This window comes from Achromobacter aloeverae (assembly GCF_004121055.1).
Taxonomy (GTDB): domain Bacteria; phylum Pseudomonadota; class Gammaproteobacteria; order Burkholderiales; family Burkholderiaceae_B; genus Bordetella_C; species Bordetella_C aloeverae.
Genome location: NZ_PYAL01000007.1, coordinates 322,388 through 346,988, shown reverse-complemented (window position 1 = coordinate 346,988; position 24,601 = coordinate 322,388). Strand labels below are relative to the sequence as shown.

Annotated in this window: 22 protein-coding genes; 8 read left to right on the top strand and 14 right to left on the bottom strand. The window is 67.8% G+C overall.

Annotation, left to right across the window (positions count from 1 at the left end):
• Positions 1-7 precede the first annotated feature (7 nt).
• A complete protein-coding gene (locus C7R54_RS22970) occupies positions 8-1,999 on the bottom strand; it encodes a CocE/NonD family hydrolase (protein ID WP_129152903.1) in 1,992 nt (663 codons plus the stop codon).
• A gap of 266 nt (positions 2,000-2,265) precedes the next feature.
• Here C7R54_RS22970 and C7R54_RS22965 point away from each other — a divergent pair, with 266 nt between their 5' ends.
• Positions 2,266-3,096: an isocitrate lyase/PEP mutase family protein gene (locus C7R54_RS22965; protein WP_129152902.1), complete on the top strand. Its 831-nt coding sequence runs from the start codon at positions 2,266-2,268 to the stop codon at positions 3,094-3,096.
• Here the strand turns inward: C7R54_RS22965 and C7R54_RS22960 are convergent, their stop codons facing one another.
• The 11 genes from C7R54_RS22960 to C7R54_RS22910 form a co-directional block, all read right to left on the bottom strand.
• The gene (locus C7R54_RS22960; RefSeq protein ID WP_129152900.1) at positions 3,097-4,200 is read right to left on the bottom strand and encodes a porin; all 1,104 of its coding nucleotides are present in this window, start codon (positions 4,198-4,200) and stop codon (positions 3,097-3,099) included. It abuts the gene before it with no gap.
• Positions 4,201-4,477: 277 nt separating this feature from the next.
• A complete protein-coding gene (locus C7R54_RS22955; RefSeq protein WP_129152898.1) occupies positions 4,478-5,269 on the bottom strand; it encodes a heme ABC transporter ATP-binding protein in 792 nt (263 codons plus the stop codon).
• The gene (locus C7R54_RS22950; protein ID WP_129153158.1) at positions 5,269-6,210 is read right to left on the bottom strand and encodes a FecCD family ABC transporter permease; all 942 of its coding nucleotides are present in this window, start codon (positions 6,208-6,210) and stop codon (positions 5,269-5,271) included. Before C7R54_RS22950 ends, C7R54_RS22955 begins: the two co-directional genes overlap by 1 nt.
• Positions 6,211-6,262: 52 nt before the next feature.
• Complete coding sequence (locus C7R54_RS22945) at positions 6,263-7,108, bottom strand: heme/hemin ABC transporter substrate-binding protein (RefSeq protein WP_129153157.1); 846 nt, start codon at positions 7,106-7,108, stop codon at positions 6,263-6,265.
• Positions 7,109-7,238: 130 nt separating this feature from the next.
• The gene (locus C7R54_RS22940) at positions 7,239-8,504 is read right to left on the bottom strand and encodes an MFS transporter (protein WP_129152896.1); all 1,266 of its coding nucleotides are present in this window, start codon (positions 8,502-8,504) and stop codon (positions 7,239-7,241) included.
• A gap of 208 nt (positions 8,505-8,712) precedes the next feature.
• On the bottom strand, positions 8,713-10,152 hold the full coding sequence (locus tag C7R54_RS22935) for an NAD-dependent succinate-semialdehyde dehydrogenase (protein ID WP_129152894.1): 1,440 nt from the start codon (positions 10,150-10,152) through the stop codon (positions 8,713-8,715).
• 204 nt (positions 10,153-10,356) lie between these two features.
• A complete protein-coding gene (gene pepE / locus C7R54_RS22930) occupies positions 10,357-11,046 on the bottom strand; it encodes a dipeptidase PepE (RefSeq protein WP_129152892.1) in 690 nt (229 codons plus the stop codon).
• A 69-nt stretch (positions 11,047-11,115) separates the two neighbouring features.
• Complete coding sequence (locus tag C7R54_RS22925; RefSeq protein WP_129152890.1) at positions 11,116-11,823, bottom strand: AroM family protein; 708 nt, start codon at positions 11,821-11,823, stop codon at positions 11,116-11,118.
• Between the two features lie 23 nt (positions 11,824-11,846).
• On the bottom strand, positions 11,847-12,779 hold the full coding sequence (locus C7R54_RS22920) for a DUF1177 domain-containing protein (RefSeq protein ID WP_129152888.1): 933 nt from the start codon (positions 12,777-12,779) through the stop codon (positions 11,847-11,849).
• 31 nt (positions 12,780-12,810) lie between these two features.
• Positions 12,811-14,472, bottom strand: a complete 1,662-nt coding sequence (locus C7R54_RS22915) for an OPT/YSL family transporter (RefSeq protein WP_129152886.1) — start codon at positions 14,470-14,472, stop codon at positions 12,811-12,813.
• 54 nt (positions 14,473-14,526) lie between these two features.
• Positions 14,527-15,294: an IclR family transcriptional regulator gene (locus C7R54_RS22910; protein ID WP_129152884.1), complete on the bottom strand. Its 768-nt coding sequence runs from the start codon at positions 15,292-15,294 to the stop codon at positions 14,527-14,529.
• Between the two features lie 71 nt (positions 15,295-15,365).
• On the opposite strand from C7R54_RS22910, the gene C7R54_RS22905 reads away from it, so the two are divergent.
• From C7R54_RS22905 to C7R54_RS22895, 3 genes are all read left to right on the top strand, one after another.
• Complete coding sequence (locus C7R54_RS22905) at positions 15,366-16,151, top strand: phosphoglycerate mutase family protein (RefSeq protein ID WP_129152882.1); 786 nt, start codon at positions 15,366-15,368, stop codon at positions 16,149-16,151.
• A 185-nt stretch (positions 16,152-16,336) separates the two neighbouring features.
• Positions 16,337-17,056 (top strand): hypothetical protein, encoded by a 720-nt coding sequence (locus C7R54_RS22900; RefSeq protein WP_129152879.1) that lies wholly within the window; start codon positions 16,337-16,339, stop codon positions 17,054-17,056.
• 97 nt (positions 17,057-17,153) lie between these two features.
• Positions 17,154-18,035 carry a glycosyltransferase family 9 protein gene (locus tag C7R54_RS22895; protein WP_158021267.1) on the top strand — a complete coding sequence of 294 codons (882 nt, stop codon included), beginning with the start codon at positions 17,154-17,156 and terminating at the stop codon, positions 18,033-18,035.
• On the opposite strand, the gene C7R54_RS22890 is transcribed toward C7R54_RS22895, so the two are convergent.
• Positions 17,984-19,180: a helix-turn-helix transcriptional regulator gene (locus tag C7R54_RS22890; protein ID WP_129152876.1), complete on the bottom strand. Its 1,197-nt coding sequence runs from the start codon at positions 19,178-19,180 to the stop codon at positions 17,984-17,986. The two genes, C7R54_RS22895 and C7R54_RS22890, sit on opposite strands and share 52 nt — an antisense overlap.
• Before the next feature lie 252 nt (positions 19,181-19,432).
• Between C7R54_RS22890 and C7R54_RS22885 the strand changes: the two genes are divergently transcribed.
• The 4 genes from C7R54_RS22885 to C7R54_RS22870 all read left to right on the top strand — a co-directional run bounded on the left by C7R54_RS22885 (position 19,433) and on the right by C7R54_RS22870 (position 23,770).
• Positions 19,433-19,828, top strand: a complete 396-nt coding sequence (locus C7R54_RS22885) for a BlaI/MecI/CopY family transcriptional regulator (protein ID WP_129152874.1) — start codon at positions 19,433-19,435, stop codon at positions 19,826-19,828.
• Positions 19,825-21,561: a M56 family metallopeptidase gene (locus C7R54_RS22880; protein WP_129152872.1), complete on the top strand. Its 1,737-nt coding sequence runs from the start codon at positions 19,825-19,827 to the stop codon at positions 21,559-21,561. The genes C7R54_RS22885 and C7R54_RS22880 overlap by 4 nt, the downstream gene beginning before the upstream one ends.
• A gap of 69 nt (positions 21,562-21,630) precedes the next feature.
• On the top strand, positions 21,631-22,476 hold the full coding sequence (gene blaOXA / locus C7R54_RS22875) for a class D beta-lactamase (protein WP_129152871.1): 846 nt from the start codon (positions 21,631-21,633) through the stop codon (positions 22,474-22,476).
• A gap of 73 nt (positions 22,477-22,549) precedes the next feature.
• Positions 22,550-23,770 (top strand): acyltransferase family protein, encoded by a 1,221-nt coding sequence (locus C7R54_RS22870; protein WP_129152869.1) that lies wholly within the window; start codon positions 22,550-22,552, stop codon positions 23,768-23,770.
• Here the strand turns inward: C7R54_RS22870 and C7R54_RS22865 are convergent.
• Complete coding sequence (locus C7R54_RS22865; RefSeq protein ID WP_129152867.1) at positions 23,752-24,441, bottom strand: RraA family protein; 690 nt, start codon at positions 24,439-24,441, stop codon at positions 23,752-23,754. The genes C7R54_RS22870 and C7R54_RS22865 overlap by 19 nt on opposite strands.
• Positions 24,442-24,601: the final 160 nt, after the last annotated feature.

The window sequence follows — 24,601 nt, the reverse complement described above, 5'->3', positions numbered from 1 at the left end:
CCCCTTGTCATGCATGGTTCCGCGGCACGCTTTCCGCCCAGCTTTTCTGGAAATGCACCTTGCCTTCGATGCGTATGGTGACTTGGGCGGCGTGCGTGAATTCCGAGCGCGTGCTCGTGGTCTGGCAATTCGACTCGATGTCGATGGCCATGTTGGGATGCGGCGCGCGATAGCGGACCTCCGCCACGATCGAGGCGCGTGCCGGGTCGCGGTTCGAGACCGTGTAGTCGGAGCGCCGCACGGTGCCGTCGCCCGTCGCGCCCAGCGTGCAGACGACGGTGTCCGCGGCCAGGTCGTGGGTAAGGGTGTAGGTCGCCTTGGGCACTTCCGACGCGGCGGGCAGCGGGTGCGGCGAGGGCGCGAACGACGGCGGATCCTGCCGCGGGCCACCCGCGGGCAGGAGCGTCAGTTCGACGCGCGACGGATGGGCCGCGCCGCAATGGATGGTATTACGGGCCGGCATCCCGGTCGGCCATGCATTCTGGAAGTCCGCGCTGGAGACAGCGATGCGCAGGCGATGGCCAGGGGCGATTTCATAGGCGAGGTCGCGCAAGGTCACGCGAAGTTCGTAGATCTCCCCGGGCGCGAGCGGCTCGGGCCGGTCGTGGCCTGCACGATGGGTGGCCAGGCGGCCGCCCTGGCTGAGCAGGCGCGACGTGCCGTCGGGCGCGACATCGCAGACCCTGACGTTGAAATAGGCCACTTCGGCGGAGGAAGAAACGAACAGCACGGCTTGCGGCTGCCCCAGCAAGGCCAGGGGCGCATCCAGCGGCGGCGTGGTGAAGCAGGCCGCATACGCATCGTCGATGCGTTGATCGGTGGGCATCCCCCAGGGGGACGTACTGCCCAGGCCGACACGGCCGCTGGCCATGCCTACGGTGGGCCGGTAGTCGTAGCTGACGGCGCCGTCCTCCGGCGCCTGGGCGGCGAGGCCCGCGGATGCGGGATCGAGGTAGTAGCCGACGGTCCTGGATGCGGCGGGCGGCCAGTTCGTGTCGCTGTGCCAGTGCCCGGGTTCGTTCAGCGTGAGCAGCGAGGGCTGCTGCCACTGGCGGACGAATACCGTCACGGGCGGCTCGTCCATGATGCCGTTGGCGATACCCTTGAGCCAGTGGTCGAACCACCTCAGGTACTCGATGCGGGTGTCGATGCGGGGGCCGGGCAGGGCGAATTTTTCCTCGGGATAGTAATGGCCCCAAGGGCCGATGACGACCTTCTTGGGGGCATTCAGTTCGCGGAAGGCGTCCAGTTCGGCATAGGCGTACCAATCCGCCCAACCCTCGATCAGGTACACGGCGCAGCCTACGTCCTGGAAGTTGCCCTTGATGCTCTTGCCGCGCCAGTAGCCGCTGTCGGTGTCGTGGCGAAAGATGTTGAGGCTCCAGGGCTGGCTGCCGTCCAGGCGCTGCTGCCAGACGCGCGACCAGTCGGCGCCCGTCAGCATGGGGTCCGGCGGCGCGAAGTTGTACGCGTTCATGTTCGGCGCGAAGAACTCGAAGCGCCAGGGACGCCGGCAGCCGCCCGGATAGGCGGTGTCCTCGTACATGTCATTGCTGCCGGACCGCACGATGATGGCTTTCAGGTGCGGCGGCGCCTTGCCGGCCACCTGCCATTGCACGGTCGCGCCGTAGGACTTGCCTATCATGCCGACGGCGCCGGTGCACCAGTCCTGCCGCGCGGCCCATTCGACCATGTCGTAGCCGTCTTGCTGTTCATCGTCCGAGTAGGCGTCCGTCGACGTGCCGGTCGAGCTGCCCGTGCCGCGTACGTCGAACTGCACCACGACGTAGCCGTGTTCGGCCAGATAGGGCACGGCGGGCGGGAAGCTGGCCTGGGCATGATCCAGGCGCCGGTAGGGGTTGTATTCCAGCACCGCGGGATAGCGGCCTGGTGTGGCCGGCCGGGTGATGCGGACATTCAACTCCACGCCATCGCGCATGCGGATGCGCAGGCCCTTGATGATGCGGATGTCGTGTTTTTCGGTATCGCGGGCGGTCATCGCTGACGCTCCCGGCAGCCTGCGCGGTCGGCCGGCATCGGTGTCGCGATCGATGGCGCGACGCCGTGCAGCATGGAGTACGCCATGCCTTCTCCCTTGGATGTGCGAGTTATCAAGCAGCAATATTTCGGTCGAATTTAATGGAATTGCAGAACCCGCAATGACATGTGATGTTTATACCGGCATAAACTGCGTATATGCCGGACGGATGCCGGACGGATGCCGGCGCGGGCAGGCCGCGGCCCATGCCTACACAGGAGACTTTTATGTCACGAACGATCACGCAAAAACGAGCGGCCTTCCGGGCCCTGCACACGACCGGCTGCTTCATGTTGCCCAATCCCTGGGATGTGGGCAGTGCCGGGTATCTCGCCAGCCTGGGATTCCAGGCCCTCGCGACGACCAGTTCAGGATACGCCTGGTCCAGGGGCCACGCGGACAACCATGTCACGCGCGAGGCGGTGCTTGCGCACCTGCGCGAAATGGTCGCGGCCACCGCCCTGCCCGTGAACGCGGATTTCGAGAATGGGTTCGGCGCGGATGCGGCCGCCGTGGGCGAGAGCGTGGGCCTGGCTGTCGAGACGGGCGTGGCCGGGCTGTCGATCGAGGATTCCACCGGCGCGGCCGACGGCTCCCTTTTTCCCCTGGATGTGGCGGTGGCGCGCATCGCGGCGGCGCGGCGCGCGATCGACGTGCGCGGCGGTGATACCTTGCTGGTTGGCCGCGCGGAAAATTTCTTTACGGGCAAGCCGGATATCGATGACGTGCTGGTCCGCTTGCGGACCTACGCCGACGCGGGCGCGGACTGCCTGTACGCGCCGGGAATCAAGACGCGCGAACATATCGAGGCCGTGGTCAGGGCGGTGGCCCCCAAGCCCGTGAACGTGCTGGTCAGCGCGCCGTCCGAATTCACCTTGCAGGACCTAGCGGCCATGGGCGTGCGGCGGGTGAGCGTGGGCGGCGCACTGGCGCGTGCCGCCTGGGCTGGCGCGATGCGCGCCGCCCAGGCGCTGGTGCAGGGCCGCTTCGACGGGTTCGCCGATGCGGCGTCGGGCGCGCAGTTGAACGCGCTGTTCGGGGAAGGCCGAGATCGGTGATCAGAACCGGTGTTGCATCCCCACGATGAACTGGGTGGCGTTCCAATCCTTGTCGTACCAGGCGCCGTCGAGATAGGCGACGTACGTATAGACATTGGTGCGCTTGCTCAGGCCGTGGCTGTAGCCGACGCTGTACACCTTCTGGTCGTGGGCCCGTTTGCCCAACCAGTGCACGTCGCGGTTGGGAGCGTTCCATTGCACCTGCCCCAGCAGCTTGCCGGCGCCGATTTCATGGGACGCGCCCAGCGTATAGCCGTTGACCACGCCCCCCCGGAAGACGGACGCCTGGCCAAGATTGTTGGGATGCACGCCATTGATATAGGCGTCACGGTGTTGCGCCCAGCCGGCATGCAGGGTGGTGGGACCGAACGTAACCTTGCCGCCCAGGCCGTATTCGCGCGGGGACACGTCGTAGTGCTTGCCGAAGGAGCTGGTGTGGGACTCCAGCGTCGCCTGCTGGTAGTAGGCGACGAGCTTCCATGCCTGGCTTCCATAGCTGGCCGCGCCGCTGAATACGCGGTCCTGGGCGTCCTTGTCCAGGAAGGTCCCGTTCAGTCCGTCCTTGTTCTGCGCCAGGTGCGCGTCGAAGGCGTAGCTGGCCGTGGCCTGGAAACCGCCCAGGTTCGGCGAGATGAACTTGAGGGTGTTGTCGGCGCGCGGCGTGGTGTTGCTGTTGATCGCGCTGCCGGCGCCGGCGAGCTTGTAGCTGGAACCGAAGGGGCTGAAGACGTCCGTCATGTCGCTGGCGGCCAGCGTTTGCCGGCCCATGCGGAACTCGCCGAAGTCGCCTTCCAGGCCCAGCCACGTGGTACGGCCGAACACCCCGCGACCGGGGACGCCGGCCTTGCCGTTGGTGGCGTCGAAGCTGCCTTCGAGCTGAAAGCGGGCCTTGAGGCCGTCGCCCAGGTCTTCAATGCCGCGCAGGCCGAAGCGGGATGCGCCCTGGCCGCCGCTGACCAGGCCGCTGGAGTGGCCCAGGCCCTTGATGTGCAGGTATTGGTAGCCGGCGTCGATGGCGCCATAGAGTTGGACTTCGCTGGCCGAGTGCGCCGGCATGGAGACGCTGGACGCGGCGATGGCGAATGCAAGCGGATAACGTTTCATGTGTCTGGTGTTTCCCAAGTCGTGTCGTGAGCGCGGCCGGCGAGGCAGCCGCGTTGGAAGCCCGTAGCGGCCGCCGTCCTCGCTCGGGGAGCGACGAGATTGCCGGCAGCGCGGGCTTGGATAGCGTCGGGGCGCGTACGCTGTGGTGTAGGTGAGGGACGCCGGACGAACGTTCCGCAGCGATTTTTTGGTATTTGATTTCGCTGCGATATACGAATCTATCGGTCCGCGTTGCGATGTTTCATCGCATATCGCATCTCGACTTGATATCGGCGTACTACTCGCGCGTCAGCACCAGCAGCTTGCCGGCCTGGCGCGGATGCGGCAGGACGTCGGCGTCGAGGTCGTACACCGCGCGCAACAGCGCGGGCGTGAGCACTGTCGACGGTACGCCCTCGGCTGCCACGGCGCCGTCGGCCAATAGCACCAGGCGGTCGCACCAGCACGCCGCCAGGTTGATGTCGTGCACGATGACCAGCACGCCCAGGCCGTCCTGGTGCGCCAGCGTCCATGTCGTGCGCAGCAACTCGATCTGGTGCTTGGGGTCGAGGCTGGAGATGGGTTCGTCCAGCAGCAGGTAGGGAGGGGCGCCGTCGCGCGCGGCGGCGCGACATTGGGTGAGTACGCGCGCGAATTGCACGCGCTGCTGCTCGCCACCGGACAGTTCGGGATAGCGACGGTCGGCGAGGTGGGCCACGCCGGCCTGGTCCAGCGCACCGTCGATCAGGGCATCGACGGTGTCGGCGCTCAATTCGGGAAAGGGATAGGCGCCCATGGATACGACGTCGCGCACGCCCAGGTCGAACGTCAGCGACGGTTTTTGCGGCAGCACGGCACGGCGGCGCGCCTGCCGCCGCGCGGGTACGCCGCGCGCGTCTTCGCCGTCCAGCAGGATGCGTCCGGCGTCCGGTCGCAGTTCGCCCGCCAGCGCGGCCAGCAGCGTGGACTTGCCGGCGCCGTTGGCGCCTAGCAGGCCGACGACGCTGCCTGGACGTATCGATAGCGATACCCGGTGCAGCACCCGCGCCTGGCCGCGCGCCACGTCGATGTTGTCGGCGTCCAGCGTCATCAGAATCTGCGTCCTCGCGCCAGCAACCACAGGAAGAACGGGCCGCCGACCAGGCTGGTGACCAGGCCGATCGGCAACTCGGCCGGGATGACGACGACGCGTGCCAGCCAGTCGGCCAGCACCAGCGCAAGCGCGCCCGCCAATATCGACGCCGGCATCAGGCGGCGGTGGTCCGCGCCCAGCGTCATGCGCAATAAGTGCGGCACCACGAGCCCGATGAAGCCGATGCCGCCGGTGGCGGCGACCAGGGGCCCGACGATCAGTGCGGTGGCCATGACCAGCCGCCGCCGCACCGACACCAGGGCATAGCCCAGATGGCCGGCCTCGCGCTCGCCCAGCAGCAAGGCGTTCATGACGCGCCATTGACTGAGCAGCCATGCGGAACACAGGAGCGTCCAGGGACCCAGGAAGGCCAGCAGGCGCCAATTGGCGCCTGCCAGGCTGCCCATGCTCCAGAACGTCAGGTCGCGCAGCTGGTTGTCGGACGCGAGATACGTGAGCAGGCCGATAAGGCTGCCGGCCACGGTGTTGATCGCCACGCCTGCCAGCAGCAGGCCTGCCACGCCCGGCGCGCGCCGCCCGACCAGGTAGGCGCAGGCGGTGGCGGCCAGGCTGCCGGCGAAGGCGGCGGGCGCGATCACCGCATAGCCGCCGCTGGTCAGGACGATGGCGCCGACCGCGCCCAGCGCGCCGCCGGCTGAGATGCCGACCAGTCCGGGCTCCGCCAGCGGATTGCGGAACAGGGCTTGCAGGGCCGCGCCGCAGACGGCCAGGCCCGCGCCGGTCACGGCCGCGAACAGCACGCGCGGCAGGCGGATATTGAGCAGGACGTTGCGCCACAGTTCGTCGTCGGGCTTTTGCGGCGTGGCCGACCACAGCAGGCGCAGCGCATCGGCGACGGGAATGCGCACCGCGCCGCTGGCCGCGGCCAGCACGGCCACGGCCACGAGGGCCAGCGCCAGGCACAGCAGCGCCGCGTCGCCCTTGCGCGAGTCAGCCGGGCGTGCGGTGCGGGCCCTGGCGAGCGACACAATCCGTCTCCTTCAACTGGCGTACCGCCTGCGGCAGGCGCGGGCCGGTGCCCAGCGCGAGCAGGTCGTCCATGACGACGATGCAGGAAGCTGCAGGCGTGCCGGCGAGGCCGGGCATCGCGCGCAGCTTGTCCAGCCCGCCGGACGCCTCCAGCGAGGTGCGGGTGATGACCAGCACCTGGGGCGCCAGCGAGGAGAACGCTTCGGGCGACAAGGTCTTGTAGCCCTGCTGGTCCTGCAGCACGTTGCGCAGTCCCGCCAGCCGCAGGACCAACCCGGCGGCGGTGCCCTTGCCGGCGCCTTGCGGGGTGCCCGTGCGGTTCATGATCAGCAGCGCGCGCGCATTGCTTGTCGGCAGGGCCTGGGCGGCCTGCAGGTCGCGGTCGACCGCTTCGACCAGGCGCCGGCCCGCGGCCTCGTCGCCCAGGATTTGCGCGATCTGGCCGATGCGCTTGTGCAGGGATTGCACCGAGGGCTGGTCGGAAACGCTTTCGACGCGGACGCCCGCGCTGGCCAACTGCTTGATGGCATCGGGCGGGCCGGCCTGCTCCGATGCCAGGACCAGGTCCGGCTTGAGCGCCAGCACGCCTTCCACCGGCGTGGCCCGATAGTAGCCGACGCGGGGCAGCCGCGTGGCGGCGTCCGGATACAGGCTGGACAGGTCGTCGCCCACCAGGCGGTCGCCCTGTCCCAGCGCATAGACGATTTCCGTGACGCTGCCGCCGAGGGTCACCACGCGCTGCCGCGCCTGGGCCTGGACGGAGCCGGCCAGCAATGCGCCCAGCAGCAAGGCCGTCGCCCGATACATCATGATCTCGTCCTTGGTTTCGTCGCTTGGTCAGCGGCCGCGGGGGCGGCCACAGCGGCAACGATAACAGTTCTCAATGGTGTAGTGGCGTGAGTGTAGCGGCGCGAGGCGCCCGCGCCGCCGGCGGCCGCTAATCGCTGGCCTGGTCCATCGCCTGGGTCATCGCGCCCTGTATCAGGTCCTCGGTCACGCGGATTTCCACGCCTACCGGCGACATCTGCGTGGCCGGTTCGAAGGGCGCCACCGGCGCGGCGACGGGCGATTGCTTGCGCCGCCACAGGAAGAAGGCCGCCATGGCCAGGTTGAGGACCGCCATGGCCCAGAAGAATCCCGCCGAGCCCGCGCGTTCCATCAACAACGCGATGATCATCGGACTGATGGCCGATCCCACCGAGTTGATCAACAGCAGGCCCTGGATCATGCGCACCAGCGCATCGGGACCGGCCTTGTCGGCGGAATGACTGACGGCGACGGGATAGATGGCGAAGATGCCGCCGCCAAGCAGGAACAGGGGCAGCACCAGCCAGGCCGGCGAGCTGGGCAGCGCGAGAATCAGCAGCGAGTCCGCCACGCACACGGCGCCCAGCACGATCAGCACGGCCTGGCGATCCCTGTGGTCCGACCAGCGGCCGACGGGGTATTGCAGCACCATCGCGCCCAGGATGGTTGCCGACATCAGGCTGCCGACCTGGTCCACGTTCATGCCCACGTGCTGGAGATAGAGCGGCAGCAGCGTATAGATCGCCGCGATGGCCACGCCGGAACCGAAGCAGCCCACCACGCCGGTGGAGGTGACCCGCAGCAGGTCGCCGAAGCGCAGCGGCTGGACCGGATCCATGACCGGCGAAATCCGCGGAATGATGACCATGGGCAGCACGGACAGGGAAGCCAGCATGCCGCCCACGATGAAGGGCACGGTCGGGCCGGCCGCATCGACGCTGCCCAGTACCAGCTGGCCCAGCAGGGTCGAGCCATAGAAGGCGATCATGTACAGCGCCAGCAGGCGTCCCCGCTGCTTGGGCGTGCCGGCCAGCAGCAGCCAGCTTTCAACGACGAGGAAGACTCCCAGCGTGGCCCAGCCGTTGACCAGGCGCAGCACCAGCCAGAACGCGGGTTCGGAGAAGAGGCCTTGCAGCAGGAAGGTGATCGAGATGACCGACACGAAGCTGCTGTAGGCCCGGATATGGCCGACCCGCGCGATGAGCCGGTCGTTGAAGAATGCCCCTATCGTCAGTCCGATGAAGTACGCGGACGAAATCAGGCCCACGGTCAGCGCCGGCGCGCCCGAGGAGTCCAGGCGCAGGGTGGTCAGCGAGGAGATGAAGCCGTTGCCGGTCGCGACGACGAAAAGGCCAAGGATAGGCGCGAGGACGGTGGTGAAAAGCTGCCCAAACATTGGGGGTATAGGTAAGGCGTTAAGAAGAAGATGGGGCGCGCGTTCCCGTATGGAACGCGCGCCCCGTTTGTTGCTGTTCTGTTGGCTGTTCTGTTGGCTGTTCTATTGGCTGTTCTGTTGCTGTGCTATTGCCGCTCATCCCCCGGCGGCCGCCGGGGGCGGCGCGCCACGGCGGCCGGCCCACGCCGGCGCCATGGCCTGTCCGCGATCAGACGCCGACGACGGAAACCGCCTTCGTCACCAGATACGCCTCCAGCGCTTCCGGACCGCCTTCCGAGCCATAGCCGGAATCCTTGACGCCGCCGAACGGCAGTTCGGCCGAGGGCGTGGCGGGCTGGTTGATCCAGACCATGCCCACTTCCAGGCGGCGCGACAGTTCGGTGACGTTCTTGAACGAACGGGTGAACGCGTAGGCGGCCAGGCCGAAGGGCAGGCGGTTCGCTTCCTTGATGGCGTCTTCGAGATTCTCGAAGCTGCGGACCGCGGCGATGGGGCCGAACGGTTCTTCATTGAACACGTCGGCGTCCAGCGGCACGTCGGTCAGCACGGTGGGCGCGAAGAAGTTGCCTGCCGAGCCGATGCGCTCGCCGCCGGTGGCGACCTTCGCACCCTTGGCGCTGGCGTTCTTCACGATCTTGTCCATCGCGACCAGGCGGCGGTCGTTGGCCAGGGGGCCCAGCGTGGTGCCGTCGGCCAGGCCGTCGCCCAGCTTGAGGCTTTCAGCGTGCTTGACCAGCGCCTGCTCGAAGGCTGCCTTGACGTCCTTGTGGACCAGGAAGCGGGTCGGCGAAATGCACACCTGGCCGGCGTTGCGGAACTTGGCGCCGCCGGAGGCCTTGACGGCCAGTTCGACGTCGGCGTCCTGCGCCACGATCACGGGGGCGTGGCCACCCAGCTCCATGGTCACGCGCTTCATGTGCTGGCCCGCCAGCGCGGCCAACTGCTTGCCGACCGGGGTGGAGCCGGTGAAGGTGACCTTGCGGATGATGGGGTGCGGAATCAGGTAGCTGGAGATCTCGGCGGGGGAGCCGAACACCAGGCCGATCACGCCCTTGGGCAGGCCGGCGTCCACGAAGCAGTTCAGCAGCGCGGCGGGCGAGGCCGGGGTTTCCTCGGGCGCCTTCACCAGGAAGGAGCAGCCGGAGGCCAGGGCCGCGCCCAGCTTGCGCACGATCTGGTTGACGGGGAAGTTCCAGGGCGTGAAGGCCGCCACGGGGCCCACCGGCTCCTTGAGGACCATCTGCTGGGCCGCGGGGTTGCGGGCCGGCACGATACGGCCATAGACGCGCAGGGCTTCGTTGGCGAACCAGTCGATGATTTCAGCGCCGGCGGCGACTTCGATGCGGGCTTCGGCCAGCGGCTTGCCCTGCTCCTGCGTGAGCAGGCGGGCGATGCTGTCGACGCGCTCGCGCACCAGCTGGGCGGCCTTGCGCATGAGGGTGCAGCGCTCGTGGGCCGACATGTCGCGCCAGGTTTCAAAGCCGCGCTGGGCGGCGGCCAGGGCCAGGTCGAGGTCTTCCTTGCTGGCGTTGGCCACCTGGCCGATCTTGTTTCCGGTCGCCGGATTGACGACGTCGATGCGCTTGTTCCCACGCGCTTCGCGCCATTCGTTATCGATCAGGAGGAGAGTGTCGGGGTAACTGCTCATGGATGCTCCGTACCTTTAGGAGAGAGTTCTGGTCACGATATCGTTCTTGTCTTGCAATGCGCTGGTCGCGCCGCCCAGGTGGGATGCGTGTACGCCGCCTCGTAGGCTAACATTTTTGACGATTACGTCGTAAGGTCTCAATTCCTTTCAGTGTATTGTCGGTTTCTGACAATAGCTTGATGCTCCTTGGCCCCCAGGCCCCGATCAGCCGGCCAGCAGCGCCGGCGCCGTGACTTCCACGGCTTCCCGGCCGCCCTGGAATACGCGGGCGGGGTGGGGGCCGCCCAGTTGCACCTGCTTGCCGCGCACCCGCAGCCAGTCGCCCTCGGGCAGGCCGATGACCTTCATTTCCGGCCGCACGGCCAGGAACTCGGCGATGCGCTGGTCGCGCGTTTCGCCCTGGTGGCCGGCAGGCAGGGCGTTGGTGTAGTGCGGATTGATCTGCATGTCGATGAGCCCCAGGGCGTCGAAGCCGCCGGGGTCGACGATGGGCATGTCATTGGTCGTGCAGATCGTCGGGCAGGCGAGGTTGGCGCCCGCGCTCCAGCCCATATAGGGCGTGCCGGCGGCGACGCTGCGGCGCACGGCCTGCAGCCAGCCGCGCTGCCGCGCCTGCTGCGTGAGCTGGAAGGTGTTGCCGCCTCCTACGATCACCAGCTCGAAGGCGGCTATGTCGGCGGCCTGGACGGTATGCGCGCCCGTCAGCGCCAGCCCGGCCGGCGCCAGGGCCTGCCGCACCTTGTCCGTGTACTCGTCCCAGGTGGTGGTGACGCCGGCGAAGGGCAGGAAGAGCGCCTTGGTGCGGCCGCCAGCCAATTCGCGCGCAAGTTCGACGGCATGGTCCAGATAGCCGCCGTCGGGCGAGCGCGAGTTGCTGAGGAGAAGAAGGTTCATGGCTAGGAGTCGATATCGGTAATAGAAGGGGGACGAAGGCGTTGTCCGCCCGCGCCTCGGGCGGACGAGTCAAGCCAGCAGTTCGGCGGTGAGCTTGGCGATGAGCGCATTCGAGAGGATGACGGGCAGGCCGCTGGCCCGCGCGGCGGCCCGGCGATGCTCCTCCGTGTAGCCCATGCAGTCCAGCAACAATACCTGCGCCCCGCGCTCGCGCAACTCGGCGGCCGCACGTTCGAGTTCCCGCAGGCCGTCGGCGTAGGGCGACGCGGCCGCGCATATGGGCGGCCTGGCCAGGGCCGCGAACTTGCCGGCTTCGCTGGCGGCCTGCTGCGGCAGGGGCACCATGATGCCGACCTGGCGGTCTCCCGCGAGGGCCGCCGCCGCGGGCGGCACGATGCGGTCGGGTTCGACCAGCCAGGCCGGGTCGAGGTTCAGGCCGTGGAATTCGCCGGTGCACAGGATCAGCACGACCTGGCAGCCGCTGGCTTGCAGCTCGGCCAGCTTGCCGTCCAGGTCGCGCCGCACGGCGGCCTTGTCCAGCGTGACCGAGCCGCCGTCCAGCAGGCGGGTGACCAGCACGGGCTCGCCCGCGCGCGGCGCGTAGCGGGCCGCGATGTCCTCGCGCGACAGGCCGTCGAGCACGCCCAGGTGCAGGCAGTCGACGCCCTCGGGGAGGGCGGCGGCCAGTATGGGGGTGATGTCCGCGCGCGGCGCCTGGCCGATGGTCAGCGTGCCCAGCCGCTTGCGGGATGAGGTCGGGATGGAGGCAACCGTCATTTCGTTTCCTCGTTGTCGTGCCGTTATTGGCGCTTTTGCAGGTGACCCAGGGAGCCGTAGAGCTTGAGCAGCTGTTGGTACTCCGCCTCGTCGTGGAATTGGCAGGTGCCGCGCGTGTATTCCTTCGCGACTTCCACGGCGAAGCGCACGGCCGCGGCAATGTCGTATTCGTCGCTGGCGCCCGTGCCGCAACCCGGCACCACGCTTTGCGCGGAAATGGCCACGCCGACGGTGGGCACGGTGGTGGCCGTGGAGGGTTGCAGGATGCTGTTCAGGTGGTAGACGCCGTTGCCATAAGGCGTGATGTCCTGGGTAGTGATCGGGAAGGTCACGGCGGGGCGCCCGCTGGTCATTTCCATGATGCGCACCAGGTCTTCCGATACACGCAGGATATAGCCTTCCTTCACGGTCGGGGAAATCGCATAGCCCTTGTGGTTGAGAATGCGGTTGCCCTTGGTGGTGTCGATGGACAGCACCGCGTCCATGTCCGGGGTGATTTCGTTCTCGTTCAGGGTCTCGGTGTCCATGGGCGAGTCCATGAAGTCCACCGGTTCGTGCGGCCGCGTGGGGGCGTCCGGGCAGATGTGCGTGCTCAGGACCACGTCGCCGGGCAGGGCGTCGCCCTGTTCGCGCATGTGGGCCAGCTTCAGCGCGGCGGCGACGGCCGCCACCGCGCCGTCGCCATCGGACACCAGGCCGATGCGGCTGGGCCGCGCGCCCACGCCGCCCAGGCGGCCGACGATGCCCAGGGTCCGGGCCTTGCCGCCGGCCTGCTTGCCTTCGGTGCCGGCGATTTCCACGCGCACCAGGTCGGTCTTTCCCTTCGGCCCCGTGATCGTCTTGACCGTGACCTTGGCGTGGCGGGCGTAGGGGGCCAGCAGGTCGACGACCGTCTGGCCGTTGCAGTAGGCGCTGTCGAGGGCTTCGTAGGCTTTGAGGGTATGGGAAAGGCTCATGGTGTTTCCTTTTCTGGGTTGGCGTGGCGGCTTACCTGGATTTCAGGTTCGCGCGGGCCATCGAATTGAAGAAGCTGTAGAGGGCGTCGCCGGCGATGCAGCCCGCGGCGAAGACTTCCGCCTTGTTGCGGGCCGATTCGCCCCAGCGGCGCTGGATCAGGAGGCGCAGCAGGATGCCGACCAGCACGGCCCAGCCGGCGCTGGCATTCAGGATCAGCAGGCCGGTGGACAGCAGCACGCCCAATTGGCGGCGCGGCCCGCCCGCGAGCTGGATGAGGGCGCCCGGGATGGCCCACAGCAGCAGCTTGCCCGCCACGCCGGGCGCGATCCCCGCCTTGATGGTGGCGACATAGACCTTGGCGACCGGCGGGATCAGCCCCTGCGCGAAGTAGGTGCCGAAGGAGAAATACACCATCGGGATGGCGATGACGAAGGCCAGCATGCCGGCCGCGAGCTGCTGGCGACGGCCTTCGAGCTCGAAGCGCGGGTCCGCGCCGTTGCCGCGCAGCATATAGCCCGCGCGCAAGTCGTAGCCCATGTCGGCGAATGCCGGGCCGGTGGCCGCCGAGAAGCCGCACAGCATGACCAGGGCGATGGGCGGGAAGCCCAGCAGCATGCCTACGAGCAGGGTGATCAAGGCGACGGCGAAGGCCGGGAACCAGCCCGAGTGCATGGCCGCGATGCCGACGATCATTTCGTGGACGAAGGCCGCGAAGGCGGCGTACACGATGAAGAGCGCCAGCATGGGCGGGGACATTTCGGCATAAAGGCCGCTGCCCAGGGCGATCAGCGCGGCCAGCACGATGTACGCGATGGCGCCGAAACGCAGGGTCTTGGTCAGGTCGTAGGCGATCTGCCGGGAGGCGAGCTCCGGCGGCGCGGCCGACGTCGTGGCCGAGGTGCCGGCCACGGTATTGGACACGGTATTGGACACGGTGTTGGCCACGGTGTCGGTCACGGCGTCGGCCGTGCGCCGTTGCCGCATCTGGCCGATGACCTGCAGCAGTGCCACCAGGCCGGCGCCTATCATCAGGCCATGCGGCAGGTAGACGGCGTTGATGTCCACGCCCGCGAGGGGCTGGGCATAGGCGCGCGCCAGCAGCCCGATACCGAACATGGACAGCGCCCAGATGTTGCCCAGGAATGCGGTCCCGAAGGCCGACATCGGCACGCCCAGCCAACTGCCGGCCACGCCCGCGCCTATGCCCAGGGCCAGCAGCGCGGCCTGCTTGCCGCCGGTGTCGCCCGCCTTGATGGCTTCGGCCGCCGCCGTGCCGGGCGGCCACGCGCCCGAGGCCGGGAAGATGCGCGTATCGAACATGCGATACAGCAGGTAGCCGTCCAGCAGCATGGCCAGCGAAACGCCGATGAACATGGGGACGACGAGGTCGTTGCGGCCGATCAGGAAGGGAATGGCGATGGGCAGCAGCAGGCTGTTGGCGGCGCCGAACGTGGCCGAGGAAATGGCCGATTGCGCCAGGTTCTGCTCGTGCACGGAGCGGAAGCGGTTCAGGAAGGACAGCGGTACGCGGGCGAGCAGCATGGCGATGAGCGCCCCGATGATGGACGTATTTGGCGTCACGCCCAGGGACGTCAACAACTGGATGCCGATGATGGCGCCGAGGACGCTCAATAGCGCCAATAGCACCAGCGTACCGCCGGCCAAGGCGCGCGGATGGGTCGAGGCTTGCATGGGTTTCCCTTGATTTGGTATCGGTGAAGACAGATTGTTGTGTGGTGTGGCGGGTCAGGACCGCGCGGTCCAGAATTCATCTCGCGCCGCGCGTCCGATGGCGCGGGCATGGCCGACGAGCCGCTGGGTCAAGGCCGCGACAAAGTCAGGGTCTTCTTGCGGCGATGGAAAGCTCAGGCAAAAGGCCAGGGTCTCGCCGCTGTCCGGATCGGCGACCGAGCAACTGATGGAACCGACGCCCGGCAGCGCCTCGTCGATGGCGATCGACCAGCCGTCGCGCCGAACCTGCTCCAGCCGTTCGAGCAGCGCGGGCAGGCTGGCGGGCGCGCGGTCCGGCACCGAGGGATAGTCCTTGCCATAGACGCGCGCCAAGGCATCGTCGGGCAGGCGAGCCAGCAGGGTACGGCCAGTCGAGACGGCGACGGCGAGCGAACGGTGGCCAGGCCACGTCACCACCCGCAAGGGGTGCGACCCATGGCGCACGCGCAGGACGACCACGTGGCGGCCGGTCTCGTCCAGGACGGAGATGTAGCCGGTATGTCCGGTTTCCTGCACCAGCGACTGCAAGGCTTCTTCCATGCGGTCCAGGGTGGAGGAGGACGCCCGCACCTGGTGCGAAAGTTCGAGCATGAGCAGGGAGGGGCGATAGGCCAGGGTGCGCACGTCGCGCTCCAGCAGGCCGCATTCCATCATCTGCTTCAGCACGCGCGAGGCGCTGCTCTTGGGGACGTCCAGTCCGTTGACCACGTCCGTGACTGTAAGGTCGCGGCCGCTGCGTGCCAGCAGGCGCAGGACGTCGGTGGCGCTGTCGAGGATGCTCATTGTTGAGTTCCGTAAAATGGAACCATGTCTTGAAAAATGGAACCTGCTGCGGATTTTATGTTGCGTCGCACATGCCGGAACTTGGTGAAAACCCTAGCGCGGGCGCCGAGGCCCGCGCTGCCGGGCGTGGCGTTTGCGGCGGGCAGGGCGGCGTATCGTTGCTGTTGCTGTTGCTGTTGCTGTTGCTGTTGCTGTTGCTGTTGCCGTTGTCGTTGTCGTTGTCCTTGATGCCGCCCCCCCGTGGGTGGCGGCATGACCCGAATCGCAGGTCGACCATGAATCACTTCCATCCCATCATGCTTATCCGCCATGCGGAGAAGCCCCTGCGCGAACCGCGTTATGCGCAGGACAACCCCGGGGCCGGGGGCCAGCACGGATTGAGCCCGCGTGGCGAGCGCCGCGCCCAGCTGCTGGCGGCGTATTTCGCGTCCTCGGACGAGGTCTTGCGCGAGCGCGGCCTGTGCAGGCCGGCGTTCATCTTCGCCGCGGCGACCACGGCGCGGCATCGCAGCACGCGGCCGGTGGATACCGTCAAGCCGCTGGCGGCGGCATTGAACCTGCCGGTGCGGGACGACTACGGTTCCGATCCGCCCCTGGCCAAGGTGGCCGATACCCTGTGCAGCGCGGCCACGCAGGGGGCCGTGCTGGTGAGCTGGCGCCAGGACACCCTGCCCGAACTGGCGCGCGCCATCGGCGCGCGCACGGTTCCCGCTGAGTGGCCGGAGAGCCGCTTCGACATGATCTGGCTGCTGGAGCGGGCAGGCGGCGAGTGGACGCTGGCGCAGGTGCCGCAACTGCTGCTGCCGGAAGACAGCGAAGCCCCCATCCGGGAGGATTTCGGCTACGGACCGGCGTGACGCGCGCCGGCGATCCCGCCGGGAGGCGGCATGGTACGGAGGCGCTTCCTGCCGCCGGGCGCGTTGAAACAGTTTGCTACCTCGACGCCCGATTGCCATCCAAACCGAATATCTTCTTGCCTCGCATACGGCGGCCCGGGCTGGCGGGCTGTCGCTTCATCCACTCGAAGCCTGAATAAGAAAGAATGCACAAAGACCTCGATCGCGATCCGAGCATTGCTGTTGTCTCCGTGAAACGGGCGCCCGTCGCCGCTGCCGTCGCCGCTGTCGCCGCCGCGATGGCATTGGCGGCCACGGCGCCGGCGTGCGCCCAGGGCATTACGCAGTCCGCCCACGGCGGCGCCTCGGCCGTCACGCAGTCCGCGCATCCGCGCGCCGCCGATACGGCCCAGCCGTCCGCCGCGCCGGCCTCCGCCCATGGCGCGCCGCCTACCGCTCCTTCCGCGCCGGCCAGCGCCGGCGACCCCTACGCCACGCCGGTGACGAAAGGCCCGATGAATCCCTATGCGCCACGCCCGACCCTGGCGCCGGTGGGCAAGACCATCGTCCAGGACCAGGCAGCCTACGAGCGCCTGATGAACAACAGCGGCATCACGGTGCAGTGGCTGTGGCATGCCGACCGCGGCCACTTGACGGCGACCGATGTCAACGACGTGGTCAGCCTGGAAGGCACGCAGTCGAACTACGAAGGCACCTTGAAGATCAAGGGCGACGTGGTGGCGATTTCGGCGGACCGTTTCCGTTTCCGCGGCACCATCCTGATCGTCGACGCCCCCGACAAGGGCCGGAATTGCGAGCGTACGGGCGATTTCGATTTCCGCATCAGCGGCAAGCGCAAATACTGGCGTTTGCAACAGATGGAGTTCTGCGACAACCTGACCGACTACGTGGACGTCTATTTCTGAGTAGCGCCTGCCGCTGCCTCCATGCGGACAGCGCTACACTTCGCTGCTCCTCTCCCTCGCCCGGATGCCGGGCCGCGCAGGCTGGCAAGTAGAAAAGATGAAAATTGATCGCTATGGCATCGCCCTGGCCTGTGAGGGCATGGGCGACTGCCTGTACGCCATTCCAGTTATCAGGAAGCTTCATGCGGCGACCCGGTCGACCCGGGTGTACGACATCTTCACCAAGCAGCCGGACCTGTTCCAGTCCTGTCCCTATGTGGACAGGGTCTATCCTTTTGCGGACGGCCCGCTCATCCAGGACTACTACCGGAACAACAAGCTGATACAGCTGTTCGACCTGAAGAAGTTCGAGCATTGGGCGATGGACACCACCGATTTCATCAGCCTGCCCACGGGCATGGGGCAGTTGAGTTTCCGCGAAAAGCAGCTGGAGTACTTCCCCACGGAGCCGGACGCCGCCGAGACCTTCGATGTCGTGCTCAATACCTCGCGCACCTGGCCCAGCCGCAGCTGGCCCATCGAGCATTGGCAGCGCCTGGCCGACGAACTGGCGGCCAGGGGATTGTCGGTGGCGGTGGTGGGCAAGGACGTCAGCAGTTCGTCGGACGCCTTGCGCAAGCAATCGCTGCCCTTGCAGGGGTGCCGCAACCTGGTCAACGCGCTGTCGCTGGACCAGACCTACTACACCATCGCCAAGTGCCGCCTGTTCGTCTCCAACCAGAACGGCCTGTCGGTGCTGGCGGGCGCCACCGATGTCGAGATGATCGTGCTGGACATGTCCATCGAATGGAGCAAGCGGGCGATGTATCGCCAGGAGAACCCGCTGCACAAGTTCGAGCTGGTGAAGGGCGATTGCCAGATCTATTGCTGCAGTTCGGACGTGTGCCCGGAACCCAGCCACAAGGGACAGTTCAAGTGCGTGCCGGGCTACGACCGCGTGCGCGGGGCCGTGTTTCGCAAGCTGGGGCTGCCGGGCTGATTGTCCGCCGCATAGGCGCAGACACCCAGGCGGTCAAGCAGCCTGACCAGCGTCACCTGGCGCCGGCATCCCGTCTTGTTGAGGATGGACTTGATCTGTGAGCGCACGGTCTCGACATGGCTGCCGCGAACCATGGCGATCTCCGTGACGGTGTGGTCGCGGGCCAGGTCGGCCGCGACCGCGATTTCAGCGGTGGTAAGGCCGTAGAGACCCGCCAGGATCGCCCGCCAGGACGGGGACAGCACATCGTTCCGTAGATGCGCGACCACCATGCGCAAGGGACGTTCGATGCTGCCCGAGGCGGCCAGGCCCGCCGGCAGGGCGAGGACCTGCAACAGCACATCGTGGCCGTCCGGCGCGGGGACGTTCAGGCCGCCGCCGGCGGCATGGTCCGCCTTGGGATGGAAGAGGGCTTCCCAGGCCGCTTGCAGGCGGCCGTCGGGAAGCAGCAGGCGGCCGCCGGACTGCCGCAAGGGGAAGCCGGGCCGCCGCTGCGCCGCTTCCGCGGCCGCGTTGGCGTGGCGCAGGCGGCCATCCGCTTCGGCTATCCATATCGGCAGCGCGATCTGGTCCAGCACGCCCAGGCCCATGGCGGCGGTCTGCCGCAGTTCGGCGTAGCGTTGCCGCAGCAGCAGCGTGCGTTGCAGGTGGGGATGCACCTGGTTCACCAGCGCCAGGGCCTCGCTGGAAAAAGAGGGGTCGTCCTTGTTGCGCAGCAGGCTGAAGGCCCATTCGGGCGATCCGGCCTGGGGCCGGGCCGCAGCCACCTTCAAGGCCGCCCAGCCGTCCATGCCCAGCGGCTGGGCGAAGTCATGGTAGAAGGCCTGGCTGTTCCAGCGGCCGGGCGTGAGATCGCGGCTGTCGATCAGCCAGTCCCCTTCGCTCGCCGCGTGCCAGCGTTCCTTGGTGGGGTCCAGCAAGTGGTAGTACGCCGCGTAGTCCGCCAAATAGCGTTGCAGCCGGTCGGGGTCCGACGAAAAATGCGAGGCCACGACGGGCATGTCGGTCGCCTGGCCGCTCCAGGCCAGCAGGACGCCGTGGCTCTGACCTATCAATTGCCCGCACGCGGCCACCGCGGGATGAAAGGCGTCCTCGTCCATGACGGCGTCGTACAGCTGACCGATGACGGTCTGGGGGTCCAGCATGTCGGGCTCCGAGGGGCGGGCAGGAGGAGCCGCCGGCCAATTTCGCGGATTATCACTAGGCCGAACGCATTAAGCAATCTGTAGGGTAGGGGGGCCGGGGAGAATGCGCATCGGTGTTGCGGGCACGCCGCGAAAACGTTCTAGACAATATTTTCTAGAAAGAATATTCTAGAAAGACGCTGCGGAGCCGAGGCCCGTGCTTCGCGCCCCTGCTCCCGTCCATCCTTCAATCCGCTTCGCCGCGGCCGAATAATGAACACCCGGTCCACGTTCCCGACGGTCAAACCCACCAGCGCCGAACTCGACGTGCTGCAAACGATCTGGGAGATCGGGCCGTCCACCGTCAAGCAGGTGCATGCGGCCATGGCCCCCACGCGGCCGGAGCTGACCTACGCGAACGTATTGCGGCTGATGCAGATCATGCACGGCAAGGGCTTGCTCGATCGTGACGAGCGCGAACGCTCCCACGTCTATGCCGCGGCGCAAAGCCAGAATGCGACGCAGGGAGGGTTGGTGCGGGACCTGATCCGCAAGGCTTTCGCCGGCTCGGGCAAGGCGCTGGTGCTGGCCGCCTTGCGCGAAGGCCAGGTGAGCAAGCAGGACCGCGCCGAAATCGAGGCCTTGTTGCGCGACGAGGGCAAGCAGTGAGCCCGTCGCTCGTGGTGTTCGCGTGGGCCCTGGGCAAGACCTTGCCCGTGTTCCTGTGGAAGGGATTGTGCATCCACGCCGTGGCCATGGGGCTGCTGCTGTCGCTGCGCGCCGGCGCCCCCAGGCCGCGCTACGTGGTGTCGTGCCTGGCGTTGCTGGCGTGCGGCGTGGTGTTTGCCGTGGATGTGGCGCAGGGCTATCGCATTGAACTGGCCTCGTTGGCGCAAGGAGGCATGGCGCGTGCCGACGGTGGGCAGGCAGCAGCGGTCCAGGCGTACTGGCCGGTGTGGCTGGCCGCCGGCTGGCTTGCCGGCGCCGTGCTGGTCGCGCTGCGCACCGGCTTGGGCATCGCATGGCTGCGTCGCGTGGTGAGCGCCAGTACGCCGTGGACCGACGCGGCATGGCGGACGCGGATGGCCGCGATGGCGCAGGCCTTGCGCCTGCCCCGCACGGTGGGACTGCGCATCGCGCGCGGCCTGTCCACTCCCATCACGGCGGGATGGCTCAATCCGGTGATCCTGGTTCCCGCGCACCTGGTCACGGGCATGCCCGCGGATCTGCTGGAGGCCTTGCTGGCACATGAACTGGCCCACGTGCGGCGTCTCGATTTCCTGGTGAACCTGTTGCAGCACGGCATCGAGGCCCTGTTGTTCTTCCATCCTTCGATATGGTGGCTGTCGCGCCGCATCCGCGTGGAGCGCGAGCGGATCGCGGATGAAATCGCGGCGGGCCTGGTCGGCGATCCGCGCCGGCTGGCCCGCGCGCTGGATGCCCTGAGCCGCTCGGCCGACCATGGCGACGACGATGCGCGAGTGGGCCTCGCGCAGGGCGCGAAGCATGGTCCGCTGGTGGACCGCATCCGCCGCCTGGTGCATCCGCGTGTGGCGGCGCGCCGGAGCATGGCGGCGTCGCTGCTGGCGGCCGTCCTGGCCATGGCCGGCGCGAGCCTGTGGTCGGCGGCGGACCCGGGCCGTGCGCAAGCCGCCCCAGGCGCGGATGACAGTCGCGGCGTGCTGGCGGACTACCCGGCCATCCAGTCGCTGGTCGAGACCAGCGGCGCAGCCCACGTGCTGGTGGTGGACACCCGGTCCGGCGGCCGGCTGGCGGCGCGGGCGGAAAACGAAGTGGTGCCCATCGCGTCGCTGACCAAGCTGATGACCGCCATGGTGGTGATGGACGCCAACCTGGACATGACGCAAGCGGTGCGCATCGAGGAAGCGGACGCCGTCGCCACCCGGGAAGGGATGTCGCGCCTGCCGGTCGGTACGGTGGCCACGCGAGATACCTTGTTGAAACTGACCTTGATGGCCTCGGACAACCGTGCGGCGTATGCCCTTGCCCGCAGCTACCCCGGCGGCTTGCCTGCATTCGAGCAGGCCCTGGAGCGCAAGCGGCTGGCGCTGGGTCTGGCCCACACGACGCTGCGGGAGCCGACGGGCGTGTCGTCCGCCAACCGTTCCACCGCCTCCGATATCGCCCGCATCGTCGGCGCGGCCGCGACCTATCCGGCGATCGTGCGCGACACCGTCGCGCTGGATGAGGACGTGAACGCGGCGGGCGGCGTCATACGCTATCGCAATACCAATGCGCTGGTCGGGCGGGAAGGCTGGGATATCCGCCTGTCCAAGACCGCCGCGTCCGAGCGCGCGGGGCGGTGCCTGGTGATGCGCGTGCAGGTCCGCGACCGTGACTTGACGCTGGTGCTGCTGAATGCGCGCCGGCAGCCCGCGTAGCGACGACACGTCGGCGCGCTTTTTTCCTCCTTTCCTTACCCCTCTCTTCGATCTTTCCGGTCCTCGATCATGACGTCATGCACGACGCTGCGCGCCGCCGCCGCACCCCTGTTCCTGTCCGCGGTATTCGCCGCTTGCGCCTTCCACGCCGCGCCGGCCCAGGCCCGCACGATATGCACCCTTGTGGCCGACGCCGCCGATGGCCGCGTCCTGGCGGAACAGGGGGCTTGCGGCGAGCGCTATACGCCCGCTTCCACCTTCAAGATCGCCATCAGCCTGATGGGATTCGACGCCGGTATCCTGCAGGACGAGAACACGCCGGCCTGGAATTTCCAGCCCGGCTATCCTGACTGGGGTGGCGAGGAGTGGCGCAAGCCCGCCACGCCGGCGCGGTGGATCAAGTATTCCATCGTCTGGTATTCGCAGCAGGTCGCCCGGCGGCTGGGGCAGGCGCGCTTCCAGGAATACACGTCGAAATTCCATTTCGGCAACGAGGACGTGTCCGGAGAACCGGGCAAGAACGATGGCGTGGACGGGGCCTGGATCATTTCCTCCTTGCGGATATCGCCGCGCGAGCAGGTCGATTTCATGCGGAAGATCGTCAATCGCCAACTGCCCGTCAGTGCGCATGCGTACGACATGACGACCCGCATCCTGGACCAGGGGCTGATCGCCGACGGCTGGCGCCTGTATGGAAAGACGGGCGCCGGGTCCCCGGGCAGCGATGGCCATTACGACGCCAGCCTGGCCTACGGCTGGTTCGTGGGCTGGATGGAGAAGGATGGCCGCAAGGTGGCTTTCGCCCGCCTGATCCAGGATGAGAAGGCGACCACGCCCAGCCCTGGCCTGCGTGCCCGCGCCAGCCTGGTCGAGGCCCTGCCTGGCCTGGTCGCGGCGGGGAGCGGCGCCAAATGAGCCGGCGTGTGAGCCGGAGTGTGAGCCGGAACGCGCCTGCCACCGTTGAACGCCGGCCCGTGACGCCGAACCCATGACTTCCGGCGCAAGGGACTGGCGCATCGATACGCTGCGCGGGATCGCGATACTGCTGGTATTGCTGCATCACTTCAATATCGCGTACTCCCTGGAACGTACGACGCTGGCCGCGTGGCTGGGCTGGCCGCTGGTGCACGCGATCGTGCGCAACGGCAATTACGGCGTGACGATGTTCTTCGCCGTGTCCGGCTTCCTCATTACGCGCAATGCGCTGGCGCGCTGGGGAAGCCTGGCGCGCATCCGCTTGGCCGACTTCTACGTCTTGCGGGCAGCCCGCATCCTGCCCTGCCTGGTGCTGGTGCTGCTGGTGGTCGATACGCTGGCGTTGGCCGGGGTGCGCATCTTCGACAATCGGGTGGATGCGCCGGTATCGCTGTGGACCGTCAATGCCGCCGCGCTGACGTTCTGGATGAACGTCCTCATCACGCGCGTGGGCTGGGTCAACTATCCGCTGGGCGTGTTGTGGTCGCTTTCCGTCGAACTCGTTTTCTACCTGTTGTTCCCCTTGCTGTGCATCGGCTTGGCGCGTCAGCGGAGGTGGCTGTTGCCGGTGCTGGCGCTCATGGTCGTTTGCGCCGGGCCATGGTACCGGCTGGCCCACCAGGGGGACGCGGAGGCCTACCTGTACGGTTACCTGGCCTGCTTCGACGCCATCGCCATCGGCTGCTGCGGCGCGGTGCTGGCGCGTCGCGGCGGCGTCCGTTTGCCGAGGACGCGCGCGGCGCGCGCCCTGGTCGCGATCGCGATGTCCGTGCTGTACCTGGCATGGCCCATAGGCGAGAGCAACGTGCTGGGCGTGACGGCGATGGCGCTGGGGACGGCGTGGCTCCTGCTTGGCGCCGAGGGGCGCGAGGATCGCGGCAGGCAGGAAGCGGCTCCTTGTGGTGCGGGGGAAGGCCGGATGCAGGCCGGACGGGGCCCGCGCCGGTACGCCGGTCGTCACCGGCTGGCACGGCCGCTGTGGATAACCGCGCGGTGGATAGCGCGGGCGCTGGCGGCTTGCGGCCGGCGCAGCTACGAACTCTACCTGCTGCATTTGCTCGTGCTGGGCCTGGCCAGGACCGCCTGGCCGGCCGCCGAAGTGGCGGGCGACTGGCGCTTGCTGATGCTGGCGGTTTATATCGCGCTGTCCATCGCGTTGGCATCGGTCGTGGGCCGGAGGTGTTCGGATCCAGCCAATGCCGTGCTGCGCGGGCGCTACTTTATTTCGAACTGATGCCAGGCCGCTATGAGCTTGTCGTAGTCGAAGTCCGGCCCGTTCAGCACCTTCAGCAGCGTGGACTCGCGCTGCTGCACGCGGGCGATGGCGGCCGGCAGTTTCTCGACCAGGTCGGGACGGATGACGACGCAGCCATGGCGGTCGGCGTGGACCAGGTCGCCCGGGCGCACCGCCAGGCCGAATACCGTCACCGGCGTATCGAAATCGACGAGGTGCGCGAAGCCGGAGCCGGGGGTGACGTTGCCGCCGAGCAGCTGATAGCCGGCCGGCAGCGTGTCCAGGTCGCGGATCGCGCCATTGGTCACCACGCCGGCCACGCCCATGGCCTTGTGCAGCGACGCGTTGATTTCGCCCCAGATGGAACCGACGCCGGGCCGGCTGCCGCAGTCTTCCATGACCACGACGGTGGGCCGGCCCGCGTCGGCCAGGTATTTGTAATAGGCGTAGCGGCGCTGGGCCATCACCTCGGGGCTATCCGTGCAGGGCTGCGAGGACACGATCTTCGCGGTCAGCGCATAGCCGGTGAAGGGCGGCAGGCCGGGATTGGCCGCGACCACGGTGTCGAGGGTGTAGTTCCTGCCCCGCAAGGCGGGGTCCATGACGATCATGGCATTGCAGACGGTGGGCGTGTCGATGCCGCGCAGGGCGTCGATGATGGTCGTGCTCAAGTTGATTCCCCTTGTATGAGCGTGGTGTCCGGATAGTCGCCACGGCTGGCCTGCCGTGCGCTTTCCTTGGGGGACACGGTAACGCAGCGGCGCTCGCGGGGTCAACGCATGCGCGGCGGGGAGGGCGGGATACACTGGAAACCGTTCATTCAGCCTGCGG

What these genes read in the sequence shown, in the direction of transcription:
- C7R54_RS22965 (WP_129152902.1), top strand. Translation starts at nt 2,266, where the DNA reads ATGTCACGAACGATCACGCAAAAACGAGCGGCCTTCCGGGCCCTGCAC.
- C7R54_RS22890 (WP_129152876.1), bottom strand. Translation starts at nt 19,180, where the DNA reads ATGCTGGACCCCCAGACCGTCATCGGTCAGCTGTACGACGCCGTCATG.
- C7R54_RS22935 (WP_129152894.1), bottom strand. Translation starts at nt 10,152, where the DNA reads ATGAGCAGTTACCCCGACACTCTCCTCCTGATCGATAACGAATGGCGC.
- C7R54_RS22960 (WP_129152900.1), bottom strand. Translation starts at nt 4,200, where the DNA reads ATGAAACGTTATCCGCTTGCATTCGCCATCGCCGCGTCCAGCGTCTCC.
- C7R54_RS22925 (WP_129152890.1), bottom strand. Translation starts at nt 11,823, where the DNA reads ATGACGGTTGCCTCCATCCCGACCTCATCCCGCAAGCGGCTGGGCACG.
- C7R54_RS22900 (WP_129152879.1), top strand. Translation starts at nt 16,337, where the DNA reads ATGCACAAAGACCTCGATCGCGATCCGAGCATTGCTGTTGTCTCCGTG.
- C7R54_RS22915 (WP_129152886.1), bottom strand. Translation starts at nt 14,472, where the DNA reads ATGCAAGCCTCGACCCATCCGCGCGCCTTGGCCGGCGGTACGCTGGTG.
- C7R54_RS22910 (WP_129152884.1), bottom strand. Translation starts at nt 15,294, where the DNA reads ATGAGCATCCTCGACAGCGCCACCGACGTCCTGCGCCTGCTGGCACGC.
- C7R54_RS22955 (WP_129152898.1), bottom strand. Translation starts at nt 5,269, where the DNA reads ATGACGCTGGACGCCGACAACATCGACGTGGCGCGCGGCCAGGCGCGG.
- C7R54_RS22920 (WP_129152888.1), bottom strand. Translation starts at nt 12,779, where the DNA reads ATGAGCCTTTCCCATACCCTCAAAGCCTACGAAGCCCTCGACAGCGCC.
- C7R54_RS22970 (WP_129152903.1), bottom strand. Translation starts at nt 1,999, where the DNA reads ATGACCGCCCGCGATACCGAAAAACACGACATCCGCATCATCAAGGGC.
- C7R54_RS22905 (WP_129152882.1), top strand. Translation starts at nt 15,366, where the DNA reads ATGCCGGAACTTGGTGAAAACCCTAGCGCGGGCGCCGAGGCCCGCGCT.
- C7R54_RS22895 (WP_158021267.1), top strand. Translation starts at nt 17,154, where the DNA reads ATGAAAATTGATCGCTATGGCATCGCCCTGGCCTGTGAGGGCATGGGC.
- C7R54_RS22870 (WP_129152869.1), top strand. Translation starts at nt 22,550, where the DNA reads ATGACTTCCGGCGCAAGGGACTGGCGCATCGATACGCTGCGCGGGATC.
- C7R54_RS22945 (WP_129153157.1), bottom strand. Translation starts at nt 7,108, where the DNA reads ATGTATCGGGCGACGGCCTTGCTGCTGGGCGCATTGCTGGCCGGCTCC.
- C7R54_RS22885 (WP_129152874.1), top strand. Translation starts at nt 19,433, where the DNA reads ATGAACACCCGGTCCACGTTCCCGACGGTCAAACCCACCAGCGCCGAA.
- blaOXA (WP_129152871.1), top strand. Translation starts at nt 21,631, where the DNA reads ATGACGTCATGCACGACGCTGCGCGCCGCCGCCGCACCCCTGTTCCTG.
- pepE (WP_129152892.1), bottom strand. Translation starts at nt 11,046, where the DNA reads ATGAACCTTCTTCTCCTCAGCAACTCGCGCTCGCCCGACGGCGGCTAT.
- C7R54_RS22940 (WP_129152896.1), bottom strand. Translation starts at nt 8,504, where the DNA reads ATGTTTGGGCAGCTTTTCACCACCGTCCTCGCGCCTATCCTTGGCCTT.